Below are 14979 nucleotides of genomic sequence, written 5' to 3' on the forward strand. Positions count from 1 at the left end.
GTGACGGCGTTCCGGCACGGAAGAAGGGGCCGGTGGATGGCGACGGGCGGAACGATCGGCGCGGCGCGGATCGAGGGGAACACCCTGCTGCTGGGCGACGGGGTGCGTATCAGGTTCATCCGGACATTGCGCCTCCCCGAATCGGGGACGCACGCACTGCCGCCGGGGCTGGGGGAGTTCCCGCTGCGCCGGGTCGAGGACTACCCGGACACCGTCCCCGCGGAGTGGCGGACCAGGGGCGGCGTGATGCTGCCGGTGTACCTGCGCGAGGCGATGTGGCTGGCCTTCGGCGGGTCGACGGAGCCGGCGGCGCTCCAGGTCGGCGTCGGCAAGGTGTGCGCCGTCTCCGGGAGGCCGTGGACGGGCCGGCTCGCGCGCGACCCGCAGAACTACGTGGTGCTGCCCCGCCAGCCCTGGCTCGACGGGATCAACTCGGGAGACGGGACGGTGCGCCAGTTCGTGGCCGTACCGCTCGGCCTCGGTGCCACCGTCGAGGGGCAGGTCACCGGTGCGGAGACCACGGGCGGGGTGCAGCTCCAGGCGTTCCCGCTGGAGCCCGGCGCCCTGGCCGCCTGGCGCGACGCGCAGCGGCTCCGGCCCCCGCGCCCCGGGTTCGGCGGCGCGGCGCCGGGCGCCTACGGCGCCGCCCCCGGCGCCCCCTCGGGGGGCTACGGGGGGCCGCCGCCCCCGCCGATGGCGATGGCCGCCCCCGGCGCCGCGCCGGCCGCGCCCGCCGCCCGGCGGCCCCCGGCCCCCGCGATGGGGCTCGGGGCCGGCGGGGCGATGCGCCAGGAGGTCTACCGGGACGACCGCCCGCTGTCGGCCTGGGCGGACACCCCGGCCGCGCGGGTCTTCGTCCACCTGGCGACCCCGCCCGAGTGGCGCCGCATCACCGGCGAGGACGCCCCGCCCTCACCCGTGGACCGGGCCGCCTACACCCGGGCCGGACTGCCCTGGTACGACTACTACGACGAAAGCGGAACCGACCTGCCGGCCGCGGACCCGCTCGCACGGGTGAAGCCCGTGGGCGACTGGCTGGGCGAGGACCACACGCCCTGGACGCCCCCGGCCCCGGGCCAGGTCACCCACCTGGGGAAGGCCCCGCGCCCCGGTGACCCGGTGCGGGACGGGGACTGGTAGCCGGCCGGCGCAGCGCCCGAGAGAATCAAACTGGTGATCGATTTCTGGCCACCCAGCCGCTATGATCACCGCAGCAAGGCCGTAGCGCAGAGGTCGTCGCGCCCAAGCATCGAGCTGGAGGACGTCGGTTCGAATCCGACCGGTCTTGCGTCTTCTTTCCCGCCGTGACGGCGCGGCGCCCCGCCGTGCCGTCACGGCGGTCGTACCCGATGTTGCTCGGTCGCCGGAAGCCGGCGAAGGAACCGGTGGAGTGGTGATGACACGGCCGACGCCCGTACGGTGCCCCGCGATCGAGCACCCTGACCTGCCGCTCGCCGACCCGGCGGCCCTGGACCCGCTGCTCGCCCGCCTCGCGCGGGAGCACCCTGTCGAGGCCGACGAGACCTTCCCCCTCGGCACCCTGCGCGCCGACGGCCGCGTCGACCTGTGCAAGCAGGGCCTCGGCCCCGCCGGCGCGGCGCGCCTGCTGCCCGCCGCCACCGCCTCCCCGCACGCCGCGCACCTGCTCCTCGGCACCAACTCCATCGCCGACGAAGGCGCCCGCACCCTCGCATCCGCCCTCACCGCGGCCGGCCCGGAGCACGGCCTGCACACCCTCTACCTCGGCTGCAACCGCATCGGCCCCGACGGCCTCCTCGCCCTCGCCGGAGCCCTCGCCGAGGACACGACCGTCCGCGCCCTCTGGCTCAAGCGGAACCCGCTCCACGAGGACGGCGCCCGCACCCTCGCGGCCCTGCTGCGCCGCAACACCGCGCTGCGCACCCTCGACCTGGTCAACACCGGCGTCACCACCGACGCCCTGCGCCACCTCCTGGACGCCCTGCGCACCCGCGAGACCCCGCTCGAACGCGTCTACCTCGGCGGCAACGGCCTCACCGCCGAAGCCGCCCCGCTGCTGGCCGCCCTGATCCGCGAGGCCGGCGTCCGCGAGCTGTACGTCCCCGCCAACCACCTCGGGGACGAGGGCGCCGCGGTCCTCGCGGCCGCCGCCGCCGAAGCCGGACCCGCCCGCCCGGTGCGCCTGGGCCTCGGCGGCAACGGCATCGGCGTGCCCGGAGCCCGCGCCCTGGCCGCCGCCCTCGGCGGGATCGAGTCCCTCGACCTCGGCCGGGTCATGTCCGAGCGCAGCCTCGGCTCCACCGGCAACGCCACCGGCGACGAAGGCGCGTACGCCCTGGCCGACGCGCTGCCCGGCAGCCCGCTGCGCCGCCTGGAACTGCGCCACACCGGCATCACCGGCCGCGGCGCCAAGCGCCTGCTGGCCGCACTGCCCGACGGCGGTCCCCTGGAGCACGTCGGCCTCGGCCCCGGCACCCCCCGCCGCCTCAAGCGCTCCTTCGCCGAACGGCTGCGCCCCGCCCGGCCCGGCCACCCCGACCTGCGCGCCATCGGCAGCGTGTACCGGTGAGCGCACGCGAGGACAACCGGCTCGCCGGCCTGCCGCCCGGCGCCCTGCCGGACGACGACGCCGCCGCCTGGCAGCGCGTGCGCCGCTACGCCGTGCCCCGCTGGATGATCGAGCGGGCCACCGCGCACCGCCTGGCCGGGGACTGGCGCGCCGCCTGCGCCGCCGCCGGCGTCGAGGTCGCCTTCGACCTGCCCGCGCTCGCCTCCGCGTACGGCACCGGCATCGCCGGCCGGGCGGAGGCCGACCTGCTGCACCTCGTCCCCGAGCTGCTGCGCTGGCACCTGCCCCGCGTCCTGGGCGGCCGCACCGTCCTCGCCCCCAACCGGCGCGTCCTCCTGGCCCGTTACGGCCGGGACGAGACCGCGCCCGTCCTGTACGCGACCACCCGCGCCATGGTGGACGGACCACAGCGGCTGCGGCTGCACTGCGCGCCGGTCGACCCGGCCCGCAAACGCCACGCCTATGCGCGCTGGGTCACCGAGGACTGGACCCTCGCCCCCTGGTTCTGGGACTCCCGGCACACCGCGGGCCTGCGCACCTGCGCCGGCCCCGCCGGCCGGCTCCCCTTCTTCCACGCCGACGGCACCCCGCTCGGCGCCGACGCGCTGCCCTGCGCCGAACCCGCCGCCGGCGACCGCGCCGCCCGCACCGAATGGGCCGCCGAGCTCCACCGGCGCGGCGACCTGCCGGAGGCCTTCGCCACGGCCGGGATCGAGCTGGACCTCTCGCCCTTCGAGCGGCGCGGCCGCCTCTACCCCACCCACGAGGCCCGGGAGGCGCTGGAGTCCGTCCCGCTGGAGCCGGTCCGGCTCGCCGACGGGTACCGCCGCCTGGCCGCGGCCGGCGCGGGGGAGCGGTTCCGCTTCGACCCGCACTGGCGGGCCCGCCTGCTCCTGGAGCCGGCGGCGGGCGGCGGGCTGCGGCTGCGGGTCGTCGACCCCGAGTCGGTGAGGGACGTCCCCCGGCTGCCCGAGTACGCCTGGCAGCCGCTGCCCGACCCGTACCTCGTGCGCTCCGGCCGGACCGCCCCGCACGCCCTGCACCCGCTCGTCGCCGACGCGCTGTTCCCCGGAGCCGGCCCGGCCGAGGGGCCGCCCGGCCCCGCCGCGCCACGGCCCGTCCGGGTGCGCTGCTTCGGCGCATGGCACGAGGTCGGCTCGCGGGGCGGCGTACTCGAACTCCCGCACACCGCCGAGGAGCAGCGGCGCGAGCGCGCCCTGCGCGCCTTCGGCGGCGCCGTCGCCGGCTGCTTCGCCGTCCAGGAGGCCTGGACCGGCGGCGAGGGCCGACTCCCGCGCGCCCTGCGCGCCGAGCGGCGCGAGCTGTTCGAACGCGTCCAGCACGGCGACACCCCCGGGGTGCTCGCGCTGCTCGACGCGGGCCTCGACCCCCGGGTGCGCAACGGCCGCGGCCAGGGCCTGCTGCACCTGCTGCCCTTCGTCCGCCACGAGGAGCTGCTGCCCCGGCTGCTGGAGGCCGGACTCGACCTGGAGCAGAAGGACGACGCCGATCGCACGCCGCTCCAGTGCGCCGTCCAGAACGGCGGGACCGCCGCCCTGGTCCGCGCGCTCCTGGCGGCCGGCGCCCGCACCGACGTGGTCGACGAGCTGGACCTGTCGCTGGCCCAGGTGGTGCGCCGCTACAAGCGCGGCGACCTCTCCTTCCTCAAGCAGCTGGTGGAGGAACGCCACCCCGACCTCGGCTCCGGCGAGTACGAGGAGTTCATGGACGAGCGCGAGGAGTGGGAAGAGGAGCAGGACTACGACGACGACGGCTACGCGGCCATCGGCGACCCCACGGGTCCCGTCGGCGGCGGGGCAGGGGAGGCATGACCACCGCACCGGCGGGGCCCGCGCCCGCGCTGGCGGCCGCCGACGCCCTCGGCGCCCGCCTGGGCGCGACCCGCACCGAGCCCGCGGCCAACCCCCAACTGGAGGCCCTGGCCCTGGCGGTGACGGCCAATCAGCCCGTCCTGCTGTGGGGCGAGCCCGGCATCGGCAAGTCCGCCGGCATGGAGCGGCTCGCGGCCGCCCTCGGGGTCCGGCTGGAGACCGTCATCGCCAGCGTCCACGAACCCTCGGACTTCTCTGGCCTGCCCGTCGTCGGCGACGACCCCGCCACCACCGGCGTGCCCATGGCGCCGCCGGACTGGGCGGTGCGCCTGGCCCGCACCGGACACGGACTGCTGTTCTTCGACGAACTGTCCTCCGCCCCGCCCGCCGTCCAGGCCGCGCTGCTGCGCGTGGTCCTCGAACGCCGCGTCGGAAGCCTCGGACTGCCCCCGTCCGTACGGATCGTCGCCGCGGCCAACCCGCCCTCCAGCGCGGCCGACGGCTGGCACCTCAGCCCGCCGCTCGCCAACCGCTTCGTCCACCTCGACTGGACCCACGACGCCCGCACGGTCACCCGCGGCATGGCCGGCGTCTGGCCCGAGACGGCCCTGCCCGTGGTCGACCCCGCCCGGGCCGCCGGCGCGGCCGCCCGCGCCCGCGGCGTGGTCTCCGGCTTCCTCACCGCCCGCCCCGGCCTGGTCCACCACATGCCGGACGACGCCGAGGGCCGCGGCCGGGCCTGGCCCTCCCCGCGCACCTGGGAGATGGCGCTGCGCCTGCTGGCCACCGGATACGCGTCCGGCGCGGGCCGGGAGGCGCTGTCCGCCGCGCTCACCGGGGCCGTCGGCGACGGCGCGGGCCTGGAGCTGCTGGCCTACCTGGAGAACCTCGACCTGCCCGACCCGGAGAAGGTACTGGCCGACCCCGACGCCTTCGCCCTCCCCCAGCGCGGGGACCGCCAGCTGGCCTTCCTCATCGCGGTGGTGGCCGCCGTCCGGGCCGACTGCACCCGGCCCCGCTGGGAGGCCGGCTGGACGGTGCTCGCCAAGGCCGTCGACGCGGGCGTGCCCGACGTGGCCGCCCGGGCCGCCGCCGACCTGGCCGCGATGCGCGATCCGTCCTGGCCCGTACCCGCCGGGATCGACGCCTTCGTGGAACTGCTCCAGCTGGCCGGGGCCCTCCCCGGCGCCCGCTGACGGGCGGTCCGCACCGGTGGACCGCCCCCTGGACCGGGCCAAGCTGCTCGCCGCCCGCTACGCGGCCGCCGAGGCACGGCCCTACCTGGCCTCCGCCCTGTACGCGCTGACCGTCGTCCCCTCCCCGGGGCCGGCGGGGGTGCGCACGATGGGCGTCGACCGGCACTGGCGCTGCTACGTCGCGCCCGAGTTCGTCGACCGGACCCCCGTCCCCGAGCTCGCCGGGGTGTGGATCCACGAGGTGGCCCACCTGCTGCGCGACCACCACGGCCGGGCCGACCGGCTCCCCGCCGCCGACCAGCGCGATCCGCTGCGGACCAACATCGCCCAGGACTGCGAGATCAACGACGACCTCCTCGCCGACGGGCTGCGGCTGCCCGAGGGCCGGATGGAGCCGCGCCGTTTCGGCCTCCCCGCGGGCGGCCTGTTCGAGAGCTACCTGCCCGGCATCCCGCGCACGCCCCCGCACGCGCACGTGGACTGCGGCTCCGGCGCGCACGGCGTGCCGGCGCCCTGGGAACTCGGCGGCTGCGACGGCACCGCTCGCATCGGCCCGGTCGAGGCGGAGGCCCTGCGCCGGACCACCGCCCAGGCCGTGCGCGCCCACCGGCGCACCCGGGGCCGGGGCAGTGTCCCGGCCGGCTGGGAACGCTGGGCGGAGCAGGTCCTGCAGCCCGTCGTGGACTGGCGGCGAGCCCTGACGGGGGCGGTACGGGAGGCCGCGGCCTGGGCGGCCGGTGCGGTGGACTACACCTACCGCCGCCCCTCGCGGCGCACCCCCGCCCTGGGCGGCCGCGTGGTGCTGCCGAGCCTGCGCCGGCCGCTGCCGCGGGTCGCGATCGTCGTCGACACCTCCGGCTCGATGGGGGACGAGGAGCTCGGCGCCGCGCTCGGCGAGGTGACCGGGGTGCTGCGGGAGGTCGGCGTCGGCGGGAACCGGGTCGCGGTGCTGGCCTGCGACGCCGACGTCCAGGCCGTGAACCGGGTGACCAGCGCCCGGGAGGTGACCCTGGCCGGGGGCGGGGGCACCGACATGCGGGTGGGCATCGCGGCGGCGCTGGCCGCGCCGGAGCCCCCGGGCATCGTCGTGGTCCTGACCGACGGGTACACCCCCTGGCCGGAGGCCGCCCCGCCGTGCCGGGTGATCGCCGCGCTGATCGGAGCGGACGCGCCGCAGCCGCCGGCCTGGGTCGAGACCGTACGGGTGCCCCCGGCGGGCTGACCGGGGAACTGGCCGGTTGTGTGCGGTGGCCCGCCCGGTGATCACCCGCGCGTGGCAGCATGGCCGGCTGGACGCGGAAGACACGGCCCACGGTGGCCGAGCGAGGGGGGCGGTCCGGTGACCGGAGTACGCAAGAGCCTGGCCAAGGTGGAGATAGCGCTGCGCTGGGACCCCAGTCCCGCCGGGACGCCCCCGCACGACCTGGACCTCGTCGCCGGCGTCTTCGGGGCCGACGACCCGTACGGCGAGCCCGTGTACCTCGTGCACTTCGGCAGCCGCGCCCCCGACGGCACGATCACCCTCGACCGGGACAGCCGCAACGGGCAGGGCTTCGGCTGGGACGAGGTGATGACCCTCGAACTGGACCGGCTGGCACCCGCGCTGGGCCGGGTCGTGGTCGGCGTGGTGATCCAGGACCCGGGTCCGGCGGGCGCGCCCGGCCGCACGGTGTTCTCCTCCGTCGCGGGGACCGGCCTGCGCATCCGCGAGGGCCACACCGACCTCGCCGCCCACGACTTCGGCGGGCTCGCCGGCGCCACGGCCGCCACCGTCGCCGTGTTCGTCCGGGACGGGGAGGGCGGCTGGTCCCTGGACGCCCGGGCCCACGGCGTCGACGCGGACCCGCAGGAGTACACCCGGCTGATGGGCGCGGCCCGGGACTGACGCGGGCCCGGAGTGAGGCGGCCCGGGACTGACGCGGCCTGGGACTGACGCGGTGCGGACGGTCGCGGGCCGCCGTCGGGGTGGTGGTCCGGACCGGACGGGGCGGCGGTCCCCCCTGCTCGGGAGGGCCGCCGACCCGTCCGGGTGGCGCGCTGCCGCCGTCCCCACGAGGCAGCGCGAAGCGGGTCGCCGTCCGGTCATCGTGAACGGCGGCCCACCGGTTCAGGTGGCCGGTCGGTCTCCCGGCCCGATGCCCAGGGCGGGCAGCAGGGCCGCGTCGACGAACCGGACCAGGTAGTCGGCGTCCGCGTAACGGCCCTCCAGCACCGGCCGGATCCGCAGGACGCCCATCAGCTGCGCCGGCAGGAACTCCACGGCCGGATGGTCCGCGGCGATCTCGCCGCGCGCCACGGCCCGCGCCACGATCGCGCCGAAGGCCGCCAGCTCGGGCTCGACCAGCGCCTCGCGCAGCGCGCGCTGGAGTTCCTCGTCACTGAGCACGGCGTTGCCGAGGGCCTGGGTGAGGCGGGTGTCGCGCCCGGAGGTGCCGGCCGCGATCCGGGCGGCCTCGCGCAGGTCCTCCGCCAGGTTCCCGGTGTCCACGTCGGCCAGCGTCCGCTCGCCGCGCCGCGCCCGGCTCGCGCGCAGGGCGGCGGCGACCAGCTGGGGCTTGGTCTTCCACTGCCGGTAGAGCGTCGACTTGCCGCAGCAGGCCCGCGCGGCCACGCCCTCCATGGTCAGGGCCTCGTACCCGTGCTCGCGCAGCTGGTCCAGGACGGCGTCGTAGAACTCCTGCTCGCGCTCCGGGCTGATCTTGGAGCGGCGCGCGGCGGTCTGCGGCGTGGACGTCATGGCGTGCGGCTCTCCTCGTGAGCTCACGGGCGGTGGGTCGTGCTCCCGAGTGTAAGGCCCCCGGAGCTTATCGCTACACCATCGTATCGATACGCGAATGTATCGATACACTGGTGTGTCGATCGGAAACGGTCCGACCGAAGCGACCGAAGCGACCGAAAGCCGCTCCACCCGAAAGAAGTGAGACCGGGGGATGACGTCCCACACCACACCCGGCCGGCCACCCGCCCCCGCGGGCGCGGCCCGGCGCCGGCTCATACGCGAGCTGCTGCTCGTCGCGGGCCTGTTCGCCGTGTACAAGGCGGGCCGGCTGCTCTCGACGGGCCGCACCGAAGAGGCCCACCACAACGCCGCCCGGGTCTGGGACGCCGAACGCGTCCTGCACCTGCCCGGCGAAGGGGCCGTACAGCGGCTGCTGCTCCACTCGGACGCAGCCGTCCACGCCGCGAACACCTACTACGCGGCCGTGCACTTCCCCGCGACCGTGCTGTTCCTGGTCTGGCTGTACCTGCGCCGCCCCGGGCACTACCTGTGGACCCGCCGGGTGCTCGCCGTGCTCACCGGCGCCGCCCTCGCCCTGCACCTGTCCTTCCCCCTCGCGCCGCCCCGGATGCTGGAGGCCGCGCACCTGGTGGACACCGGCCAGGTCTACGGTCCGACCGTCTACCGGGCCGCCCCGGCCGCCGACACCATGGCCAACCAGTTCGCCGCGATGCCCTCGCTGCACTTCGGCTGGGCGCTGATGCTGGCTCTCGGGATGATCGCCGCGACCCGCTCCCGGTGGCGGGCCCTGTGGCTGCTCCACCCCCTCGCCACGCTGCTGGTGGTCGTGGGCACCGCGAACCACTACTGGGTCGACGCGATCGTGGCGGCCCTGCTCCTGGGCGCGGCCCTCCTGGTCGTCCCCCGCCCGGCGGCCTCCGCCGCGCCCGACCGCCCCGCGGTTCCGGCGCCGACCACCGGCGCGGTACCGCCCCTCCCGCACCCCCGCCGAACCCCGGACCCGGCCGCCGCTTCCGTCCCGGCCCCGGTCCCGGCCGCCGCTCCCGCCCCGAAGCCGAAGCCGAAGCCGAAGCCGGTCGCCGCGGGCGGCCCGGGCAGGCCCGCCGTGCCCCGGCCCGCCGCCGCCGGAGGCGAGCGGTGAACGCCACCCTGCTCGCCGTCGCGCTCTGCCTCGCCTCCGCCGTCACCTACGCGGCCGCCGCCGTCGCCCAGGAGCGGCTCGCCCGCCGGGCCGTCGCCCGCAGCGCCCGCGACCTGCTCGGCAACGGCGCCTGGTGGTGGTCGGCAGGGCTGAACGCCGCCGCCGCGCTGCTGCACGCCGCCGCCCTGCGCTACGGCCCGCTCACCCTGGTCCAGCCCCTCGGCGCGCTCACCCTCGTCGCCGCCGTCCCGCTGGGCGCGCGCGGCGCCGGCCGGCGGGTCGCCGCCACCGAGTGGCGGGGCACCCTCGCCACCGTCGCCGGGCTCGGCCTGCTGCTGCTCCCCGCCTCCGGCCCGGCCCCCGACGACACCCTCAGCGTCGCCGAGGCCCTCACCGTCTCCGGAGCCACCCTGGCCGTGATCGCCCTGCTCACCGCCCGCAAGGACCCCGGCCCGGGCCTGCGCCACGCCACCGCCTCCGGCCTGGCCTCCGCCGTCGCCTCCGCCCTGACCCAGACCGTCGCCGTCGCGGGCGGCCGGGGCGGCTCCCTGCTCAGCGCCCGGGTGGTCACCGTCGCGCTGCTCGTCGTGGTCTTCGCGGTCGGCGGCATGCTGCTCTCGCAGCGGGCCTACCGGGGCGGCCTCGGGGCCCCGCTCGCCGTGGTCAACCTCGCCAACCCGCTCGCCGCCGCCGTCATCGGCATGGTCCTGCTCGGCGAACGCCTCCAGGGCGGGGCCCTGGGCGTCGTCCTCGCCGTCGCCGGGGCCCTCGCCGCGGCCCGGGGGGTGCTCCTGCTGACCCGGACCGCGCCGCCCGGATCCGTCCCGAGCGGCGAAAGCCACCCCGTACCGGCCGGCCACGTGACAGCATGACCGCCATGGCCGACCGCTCGTACCTCTCCCTGTGGTCCAGGAACTCCGTGCTGTCCATCGGCTCCGTGGGCTCGGTGCTCTCCGTCGGCTCGGTGGGCAGCGTGCTGTCCATCGGCTCCCTCGGCTCCGCCCTCTCCGCCGGATCGGCGGCCTCCTGGCTGAGCGCCGGCTCCGCCTTCTCGGCCCGCTCCGCCCTCTCCCTCTTCTCCTACCGCTCCCGCGGCGGCCTCGCGGTGGCCGGAATCGGCGCCGTGACGGCCGCCGCCCTGGCCACCGCACTGCGGCGAACCCGCCACGGCTGAGAACCGCCGGGCCGCCGCGCGCGTCCTCCCCACCGTAGAGACGCGGACCAACGAGCGGAGTGAACTTCCATGGGCATCATCGGCTGGATCGTCCTGGGCCTGCTGGCCGGAGGCATCGCCAAGATCCTGCTGCCCGGCCGGGACCCCGGGGGCCTCATCGGCACCACCCTCATCGGCGTCGCCGGCGCCTTCATCGGCGGCTGGCTCTCCGCCAAGTTCCTGGACCGCCCCATCCAGAACCACTTCTTCGACCTCGCCACCTGGGGCTCCGCCATCGCGGGCTCCCTCGTCCTGCTCATCGGCTACCGCATCCTCTTCGGCAACTCCCGCGACTGAGCCCCGAGTACCCGCCGCCTACGCTGGGCCGTGCACGGTGCGACGTACGAGATGCGAGGAGCCCACAGCCAGATGAGCGTCACCCCCACCCCCACCGCCGACCTCTACGACGAGCACGGCGAGAGCCTCGGCATCTGCACCACCGCCTTCCGCCCCCTCGGCGGCCGCCGGCTCTTCGCCGGGCCGGTGCGCACCGTCCGCTGCCACGAGGACAACGCCCTGCTGCGCGAACTCCTCCACACCCCCGGCGAAGGCGCCGTCCTCGTCATCGACGGCGGCGGCTCGCTGCGCACCGCCCTCGTCGGCGACCTCATCGCCGGCGCCGCCGAGCGCTCCGGCTGGGCCGGACTGATCGTCAACGGGGCCGTCCGCGACAGCGTCGCCCTCGGCGGTCTCGACCTCGGCGTCCAGGCACTCGGCACCTGCCCCCGCAAGAGCGGGAAGACCGGCGCGGGCGCCGTCGACGAGCCCGTCACCATCGGCGGGGTCACCTTCCGGCCCGGCGACACCGTCCACGTGGACGACGACGGCGTCGTGGTCCTGCCGGCCTGAGCCGTAGGCGAGATCGCGCCAGACCGGGAGCACCGGCCCTGGCGGACGGCGCCGGGGTGGCGCTTCACTGCGGGCCCATGAGACGACACAGGATCATGGGCCTGCTCGGCGCGCTCACCCTCGCCGCGGGCACCCTGGCCGGCGCCGCGGGACCCGCGGCGGCCGCCCCCGCCCCGGCCCCGGCCCGCGCGGCCGCGGACACCCCGCCCGCCGAGTTCGGCACCGACTGGCACGACCCCCTCACCCCCGCCCCGCCCGTCGCGCACCCCGACACCACCTCCTGCCGCGTCACCCTCGCCGAGGCGCAGTTCCGCGACTTCACCCCCTACCGCGGCGACTACACCCCACCCACCGGCTGCGGCCGCGCCGACTGGGCGAGCGTGGTGCTGCGCCTCGACGGCAAGGTCAAGGGCCGCCAGTACGACCGCCTCGGCCACCTCGCCGTGGGCGGAGTGGAGATCCTGAGCACCTCCACCCCCGAACCCTCGCCCGAGGGCATCGCATGGTCCGTGGAGAAGGACGTCACCCGCTACCGGGACACCCTCAGCCGCCCGCAGCCCGTCGAGATGCTCATCGGCAACGTCGTCGACGACACCTACACCGGGGTCATCGACGTCAAGGTCACCCTGACCTTCTACGCCGCCGAGGGCCGCACCCGCCCCGCCCCCGCCCCCGACCGGGTCCTCCCGCTCACCACCCCCGCCGTCACCACCCCGCGCAACACCGAGCGGATCCTCGCCGAGGTCTACGCCACCGGCTCCGGCGGCGGCTGCGAGGAGTTCTGGTACCTGACCGTCCCCGACGCCGCCCCCTACTCCTGCAAGGCCGCCGACGGCCCCTACCGCGAGGTCCGCGTCTCCGTCGACGGACAGCTCGCCGGGCTCGCCGCACCCTTCCCGACCGTCTGGACCGGCGGCTGGTCCAACCCCTTCCTCTGGTACGTCACCCCCGGCCCGCGCGCCTTCGACGTCCAGCCCGTCGTCTACGACCTCACCCCCTACGCCGGCCTCCTCAACGACGGCCGCCCGCACCGCGTCGAGGTGGCCGTCGCCGGGGTCCCGGCCGGCCAGAGCGGCTGGAGCACCCCCGCCAACCTGCTGCTCTGGCAGGACCGGGGCCGGGGGGTCGTCACCGGGGCGCTGACCCGCCACGAGGAGACGGCCCCCACCGGATCCTCCCGCTGGACACCCGCCGCCCCCGGCGGCGAACACCGCCTCGACACCGACGGCGCGCACCGCCTCACCGTCGCCGGATACCTCGACACCTCGCACGGCCGCGTCACCACCACCGTCACCCGGGCCGTGGACCACACCTCGGCCCACCGCTGGACGGACGGCGAGAACCGCGACGCCCTCACCGCCACCTGGAACGACGAGGAGAGCGTCACCCGGGGCGCCGCCACCACCCGCACCACCCGGACCTACACCATGGACGGCGAGACCACCCTCGGCGCCGGCGACCGGCTGCGCACCGTCCTCTCCCTGGGCGACCGCGCCGACACCGTCACCCTGCGCGGCGGCCACCGGACCGGCCGGACCCTCCTCGACGACCGGTACACGGGCGACGCCTCGTACACGGCGAACGTCCCGCGCGAGCAGCGGCACGCGGTCGGCACCACCACCGCCCGCTACCAGCTGTACGGGGCGCCGATCGCCGGCGGATGTTACGACCGTACGGTGTCCACCGCCCAGGGCGCCCTCACGGCGGACCGCCGCCGCTGCTGACGGTGGCGCCCTCTACGATGACCGGCCATGGACACGAGTGAGGCCGGCAGACGGCTGGTCGACGGCCGTTTCGAACTGATCGCGCCCCTGGGCGCCGGAGGCATGGGAACGGTGTGGCGCGCCCGCGACATCGCCCTGCACCGCGAGGTCGCCCTCAAGGAGGTGCGCCCGCCGGACCCGGCCTCCGAGGCGGCCAACCCCGGGCTCTCCGACCAGATGCGCGAGCGCGCCGTGCGCGAGGCCCGGGCGTTGGCCCGCCTCGCGCACCCCGGCGTGGTGACGATCCACCACATCGTCGAGCCCGCGCCCGGGACCGACGGCCACCCGTGGATCGTGATGGAACTGGTCAAGGGCGGCTCCCTGCACGACCGGCTGGCCGAAGGCCCCCTGCCCGTCGCCGACGTGCTGCGGCTCGGGCTCGACGTCCTGTCGGCGCTGCGGGCCGCGCACGCCGAGGGCGTCCTCCACCGGGACGTGAAACCGGCCAACGTGCTGCTGCGGCCCGACGGCGCCGCCGTCCTGACCGACTTCGGCATCGCCGCCCTCGGCGGGGCCACCGCCCTCACCTCCACCGGCGTGCTGATCGGCTCGCCCGAGTACATCGCCCCCGAGCGGGCGCGCGGCGAGGAGGGGCTCGCCGCCTCCGACCTGTGGTCGCTCGGCATGATGCTGTACGTGGCCGCCGAGGGCACCCACCCGCTGCGCCGGGCCACCAGCCTCGCCACCGTCGTCGCCGTCCTCGACGACCCCATCCCGGCCCCGGTGCGCTCCGGCCCGCTGGGCCCCGTCCTGCAACGGCTGCTCGTACGGGACCCGGCCGTGCGGCCCGACGGGGCCGAACTGGAAGCGCTGCTCCGCGCCGCGAGCGCCGCTCCCGGCGGCTCCGCCCCGGTGCTCCCGCCGGCCTACGGGCCGCCCCTGCCCCCGGTGTCCGCCGCGCCCCCGACGTCCGACACCCGGCCCTTCGTCCCGGGCGGCGGCAACCCGTACGACCGCACCGCACCCGTCCCCGCGGCCGGCCCGCGCCGCCGCCGGCCCCTCCTGATCGGCGCCCTGCTCGCGGTGGCCCTCGCCGGCGGCGCCGTCGGCCTGGTCCAGGCGCTGCCCGACACGGGCTCCGGCTCCGCCGGCACGCACGCCAAGGGCGCCACGGCCGGGGCCGCCACGACCGGAGCCGCACCCGGAGCCACACCCGGCTCCACCGGCCGCGCGGCCGCCCCGGGCACCACCGCGTCCCGGCCGCAGGGCAGCCCCGCCGCCGCGGCCAAGGGCAGCCTGCTCACCCCCGACAACGTCCGCACCGCGATCGCGGCGTTCAAGCAGCAGACCGGGACCACCTCCTTCGTCGAGATGACCGTCTACGAGGGGTACGTGCTCGCCTCCATCCCCACCGCCGCCGGCGCCGGGACCTACGACCGCTACGAGTACCGCGACGGCCAGGTCAAGCGCGACGGCCCGGGCGGCACGATCGACGAGGCCGCGCCCCTCATCGACATGGCGGGCGTGAAGTGGGACGCCCTGCCCGGCCTCCTCGACAAGGCCCAGCAGGAACTCGGCGTGACCAAGCCGACCTCGCGCTACGTCATCGTCGAGCCCTGGCTGTTCGACGGCACCGCCGCCTCCATGCGGCCCTACCTCAGCGACGAGTACGGCCGGGGCGGCTACCTCTACGCCGACACCCAGGGCAACGTGAAGAAGGTCTACCGCTCCTGACATCGTGTCCCGTACCACCCCGT

General features: G+C 76.9%; 14 protein-coding genes and 1 tRNA gene. 14 read left to right on the forward strand and 1 reads right to left on the reverse strand.

The window, feature by feature from the left end; translation table 11 throughout:
• Window positions 1-36: 36 nt before the first annotated feature.
• The 7 genes from ACZ5NJ_RS24665 to ACZ5NJ_RS24695 all read left to right on the forward strand — a co-directional run bounded on the left by ACZ5NJ_RS24665 (window position 37) and on the right by ACZ5NJ_RS24695 (window position 7461).
• Window positions 37-1140 carry a hypothetical protein gene (locus ACZ5NJ_RS24665; RefSeq protein WP_468767360.1) on the forward strand — a complete coding sequence of 368 codons (1104 nt, stop codon included), beginning with the start codon at window positions 37-39 and terminating at the stop codon, window positions 1138-1140.
• 75 nt (window positions 1141-1215) lie between these two features.
• Window positions 1216-1288 (forward strand) — tRNA-Arg (locus ACZ5NJ_RS24670).
• A 108-nt stretch (window positions 1289-1396) separates the two neighbouring features.
• Complete coding sequence (locus ACZ5NJ_RS24675) at window positions 1397-2548, forward strand: leucine-rich repeat domain-containing protein (RefSeq protein WP_468767361.1); 1152 nt, start codon at window positions 1397-1399, stop codon at window positions 2546-2548.
• Window positions 2545-4380: an ankyrin repeat domain-containing protein gene (locus tag ACZ5NJ_RS24680; protein ID WP_468767362.1), complete on the forward strand. Its 1836-nt coding sequence runs from the start codon at window positions 2545-2547 to the stop codon at window positions 4378-4380. The genes ACZ5NJ_RS24675 and ACZ5NJ_RS24680 overlap by 4 nt, the downstream gene beginning before the upstream one ends.
• Window positions 4377-5576 (forward strand): AAA family ATPase, encoded by a 1200-nt coding sequence (locus tag ACZ5NJ_RS24685; RefSeq protein WP_468767363.1) that lies wholly within the window; start codon window positions 4377-4379, stop codon window positions 5574-5576. Before ACZ5NJ_RS24680 ends, ACZ5NJ_RS24685 begins: the two co-directional genes overlap by 4 nt.
• A 16-nt stretch (window positions 5577-5592) precedes the next feature.
• Window positions 5593-6798, forward strand: a complete 1206-nt coding sequence (locus ACZ5NJ_RS24690; RefSeq protein WP_468767364.1) for a vWA domain-containing protein — start codon at window positions 5593-5595, stop codon at window positions 6796-6798.
• A gap of 117 nt (window positions 6799-6915) precedes the next feature.
• A complete protein-coding gene (locus tag ACZ5NJ_RS24695) occupies window positions 6916-7461 on the forward strand; it encodes a TerD family protein (protein WP_468767365.1) in 546 nt (181 codons plus the stop codon).
• A gap of 222 nt (window positions 7462-7683) precedes the next feature.
• Here the strand turns inward: ACZ5NJ_RS24695 and ACZ5NJ_RS24700 are convergent, their stop codons facing one another.
• Window positions 7684-8313 carry a TetR/AcrR family transcriptional regulator gene (locus tag ACZ5NJ_RS24700; protein ID WP_395511828.1) on the reverse strand — a complete coding sequence of 210 codons (630 nt, stop codon included), beginning with the start codon at window positions 8311-8313 and terminating at the stop codon, window positions 7684-7686.
• 193 nt (window positions 8314-8506) lie between these two features.
• Here ACZ5NJ_RS24700 and ACZ5NJ_RS24705 point away from each other — a divergent pair, with 193 nt between their 5' ends.
• The 7 genes from ACZ5NJ_RS24705 (at window position 8507) to ACZ5NJ_RS24735 (ending at window position 14956) form a co-directional block, all read left to right on the forward strand.
• On the forward strand, window positions 8507-9457 hold the full coding sequence (locus ACZ5NJ_RS24705; RefSeq protein WP_468767366.1) for a phosphatase PAP2 family protein: 951 nt from the start codon (window positions 8507-8509) through the stop codon (window positions 9455-9457).
• Window positions 9454-10329 (forward strand): DMT family transporter, encoded by an 876-nt coding sequence (locus tag ACZ5NJ_RS24710; protein WP_468767367.1) that lies wholly within the window; start codon window positions 9454-9456, stop codon window positions 10327-10329. Before ACZ5NJ_RS24705 ends, ACZ5NJ_RS24710 begins: the two co-directional genes overlap by 4 nt.
• A 5-nt stretch (window positions 10330-10334) precedes the next feature.
• Window positions 10335-10631: a hypothetical protein gene (locus ACZ5NJ_RS24715; RefSeq protein WP_468767368.1), complete on the forward strand. Its 297-nt coding sequence runs from the start codon at window positions 10335-10337 to the stop codon at window positions 10629-10631.
• Between the two features lie 69 nt (window positions 10632-10700).
• A complete protein-coding gene (locus tag ACZ5NJ_RS24720; RefSeq protein ID WP_358893215.1) occupies window positions 10701-10967 on the forward strand; it encodes a GlsB/YeaQ/YmgE family stress response membrane protein in 267 nt (88 codons plus the stop codon).
• 72 nt (window positions 10968-11039) lie between these two features.
• Window positions 11040-11519 carry a ribonuclease E activity regulator RraA gene (rraA, locus tag ACZ5NJ_RS24725; RefSeq protein ID WP_468767369.1) on the forward strand — a complete coding sequence of 160 codons (480 nt, stop codon included), beginning with the start codon at window positions 11040-11042 and terminating at the stop codon, window positions 11517-11519.
• Window positions 11520-11596: 77 nt separating this feature from the next.
• Window positions 11597-13243, forward strand: coding sequence for a peptide-N4-asparagine amidase (locus tag ACZ5NJ_RS24730; protein ID WP_468767370.1), 1647 nt, complete (start codon window positions 11597-11599; stop codon window positions 13241-13243).
• A 27-nt stretch (window positions 13244-13270) separates the two neighbouring features.
• Window positions 13271-14956, forward strand: coding sequence for a serine/threonine-protein kinase (locus tag ACZ5NJ_RS24735; protein ID WP_468767371.1), 1686 nt, complete (start codon window positions 13271-13273; stop codon window positions 14954-14956).
• The last annotated feature ends 23 nt before the right edge of the window (window positions 14957-14979 follow it).

The sequence above is a fragment of the Streptomyces sp. NPDC032091 genome, assembly GCF_055580265.1.

Bases quoted from the DNA above. Each gene is read 5' to 3' on its own strand.
- ACZ5NJ_RS24665 (WP_468767360.1), top strand. From the start codon at position 37: ATGGCGACGGGCGGAACGATCGGCGCGGCGCGGATCGAGGGGAACACC.
- ACZ5NJ_RS24675 (WP_468767361.1), top strand. From the start codon at position 1,397: ATGACACGGCCGACGCCCGTACGGTGCCCCGCGATCGAGCACCCTGAC.
- ACZ5NJ_RS24685 (WP_468767363.1), top strand. From the start codon at position 4,377: ATGACCACCGCACCGGCGGGGCCCGCGCCCGCGCTGGCGGCCGCCGAC.
- ACZ5NJ_RS24700 (WP_395511828.1), bottom strand. From the start codon at position 8,313: ATGACGTCCACGCCGCAGACCGCCGCGCGCCGCTCCAAGATCAGCCCG.
- ACZ5NJ_RS24705 (WP_468767366.1), top strand. From the start codon at position 8,507: ATGACGTCCCACACCACACCCGGCCGGCCACCCGCCCCCGCGGGCGCG.
- ACZ5NJ_RS24715 (WP_468767368.1), top strand. From the start codon at position 10,335: ATGGCCGACCGCTCGTACCTCTCCCTGTGGTCCAGGAACTCCGTGCTG.
- ACZ5NJ_RS24720 (WP_358893215.1), top strand. From the start codon at position 10,701: ATGGGCATCATCGGCTGGATCGTCCTGGGCCTGCTGGCCGGAGGCATC.
- rraA (WP_468767369.1), top strand. From the start codon at position 11,040: ATGAGCGTCACCCCCACCCCCACCGCCGACCTCTACGACGAGCACGGC.
- ACZ5NJ_RS24730 (WP_468767370.1), top strand. From the start codon at position 11,597: ATGAGACGACACAGGATCATGGGCCTGCTCGGCGCGCTCACCCTCGCC.
- ACZ5NJ_RS24735 (WP_468767371.1), top strand. From the start codon at position 13,271: ATGGACACGAGTGAGGCCGGCAGACGGCTGGTCGACGGCCGTTTCGAA.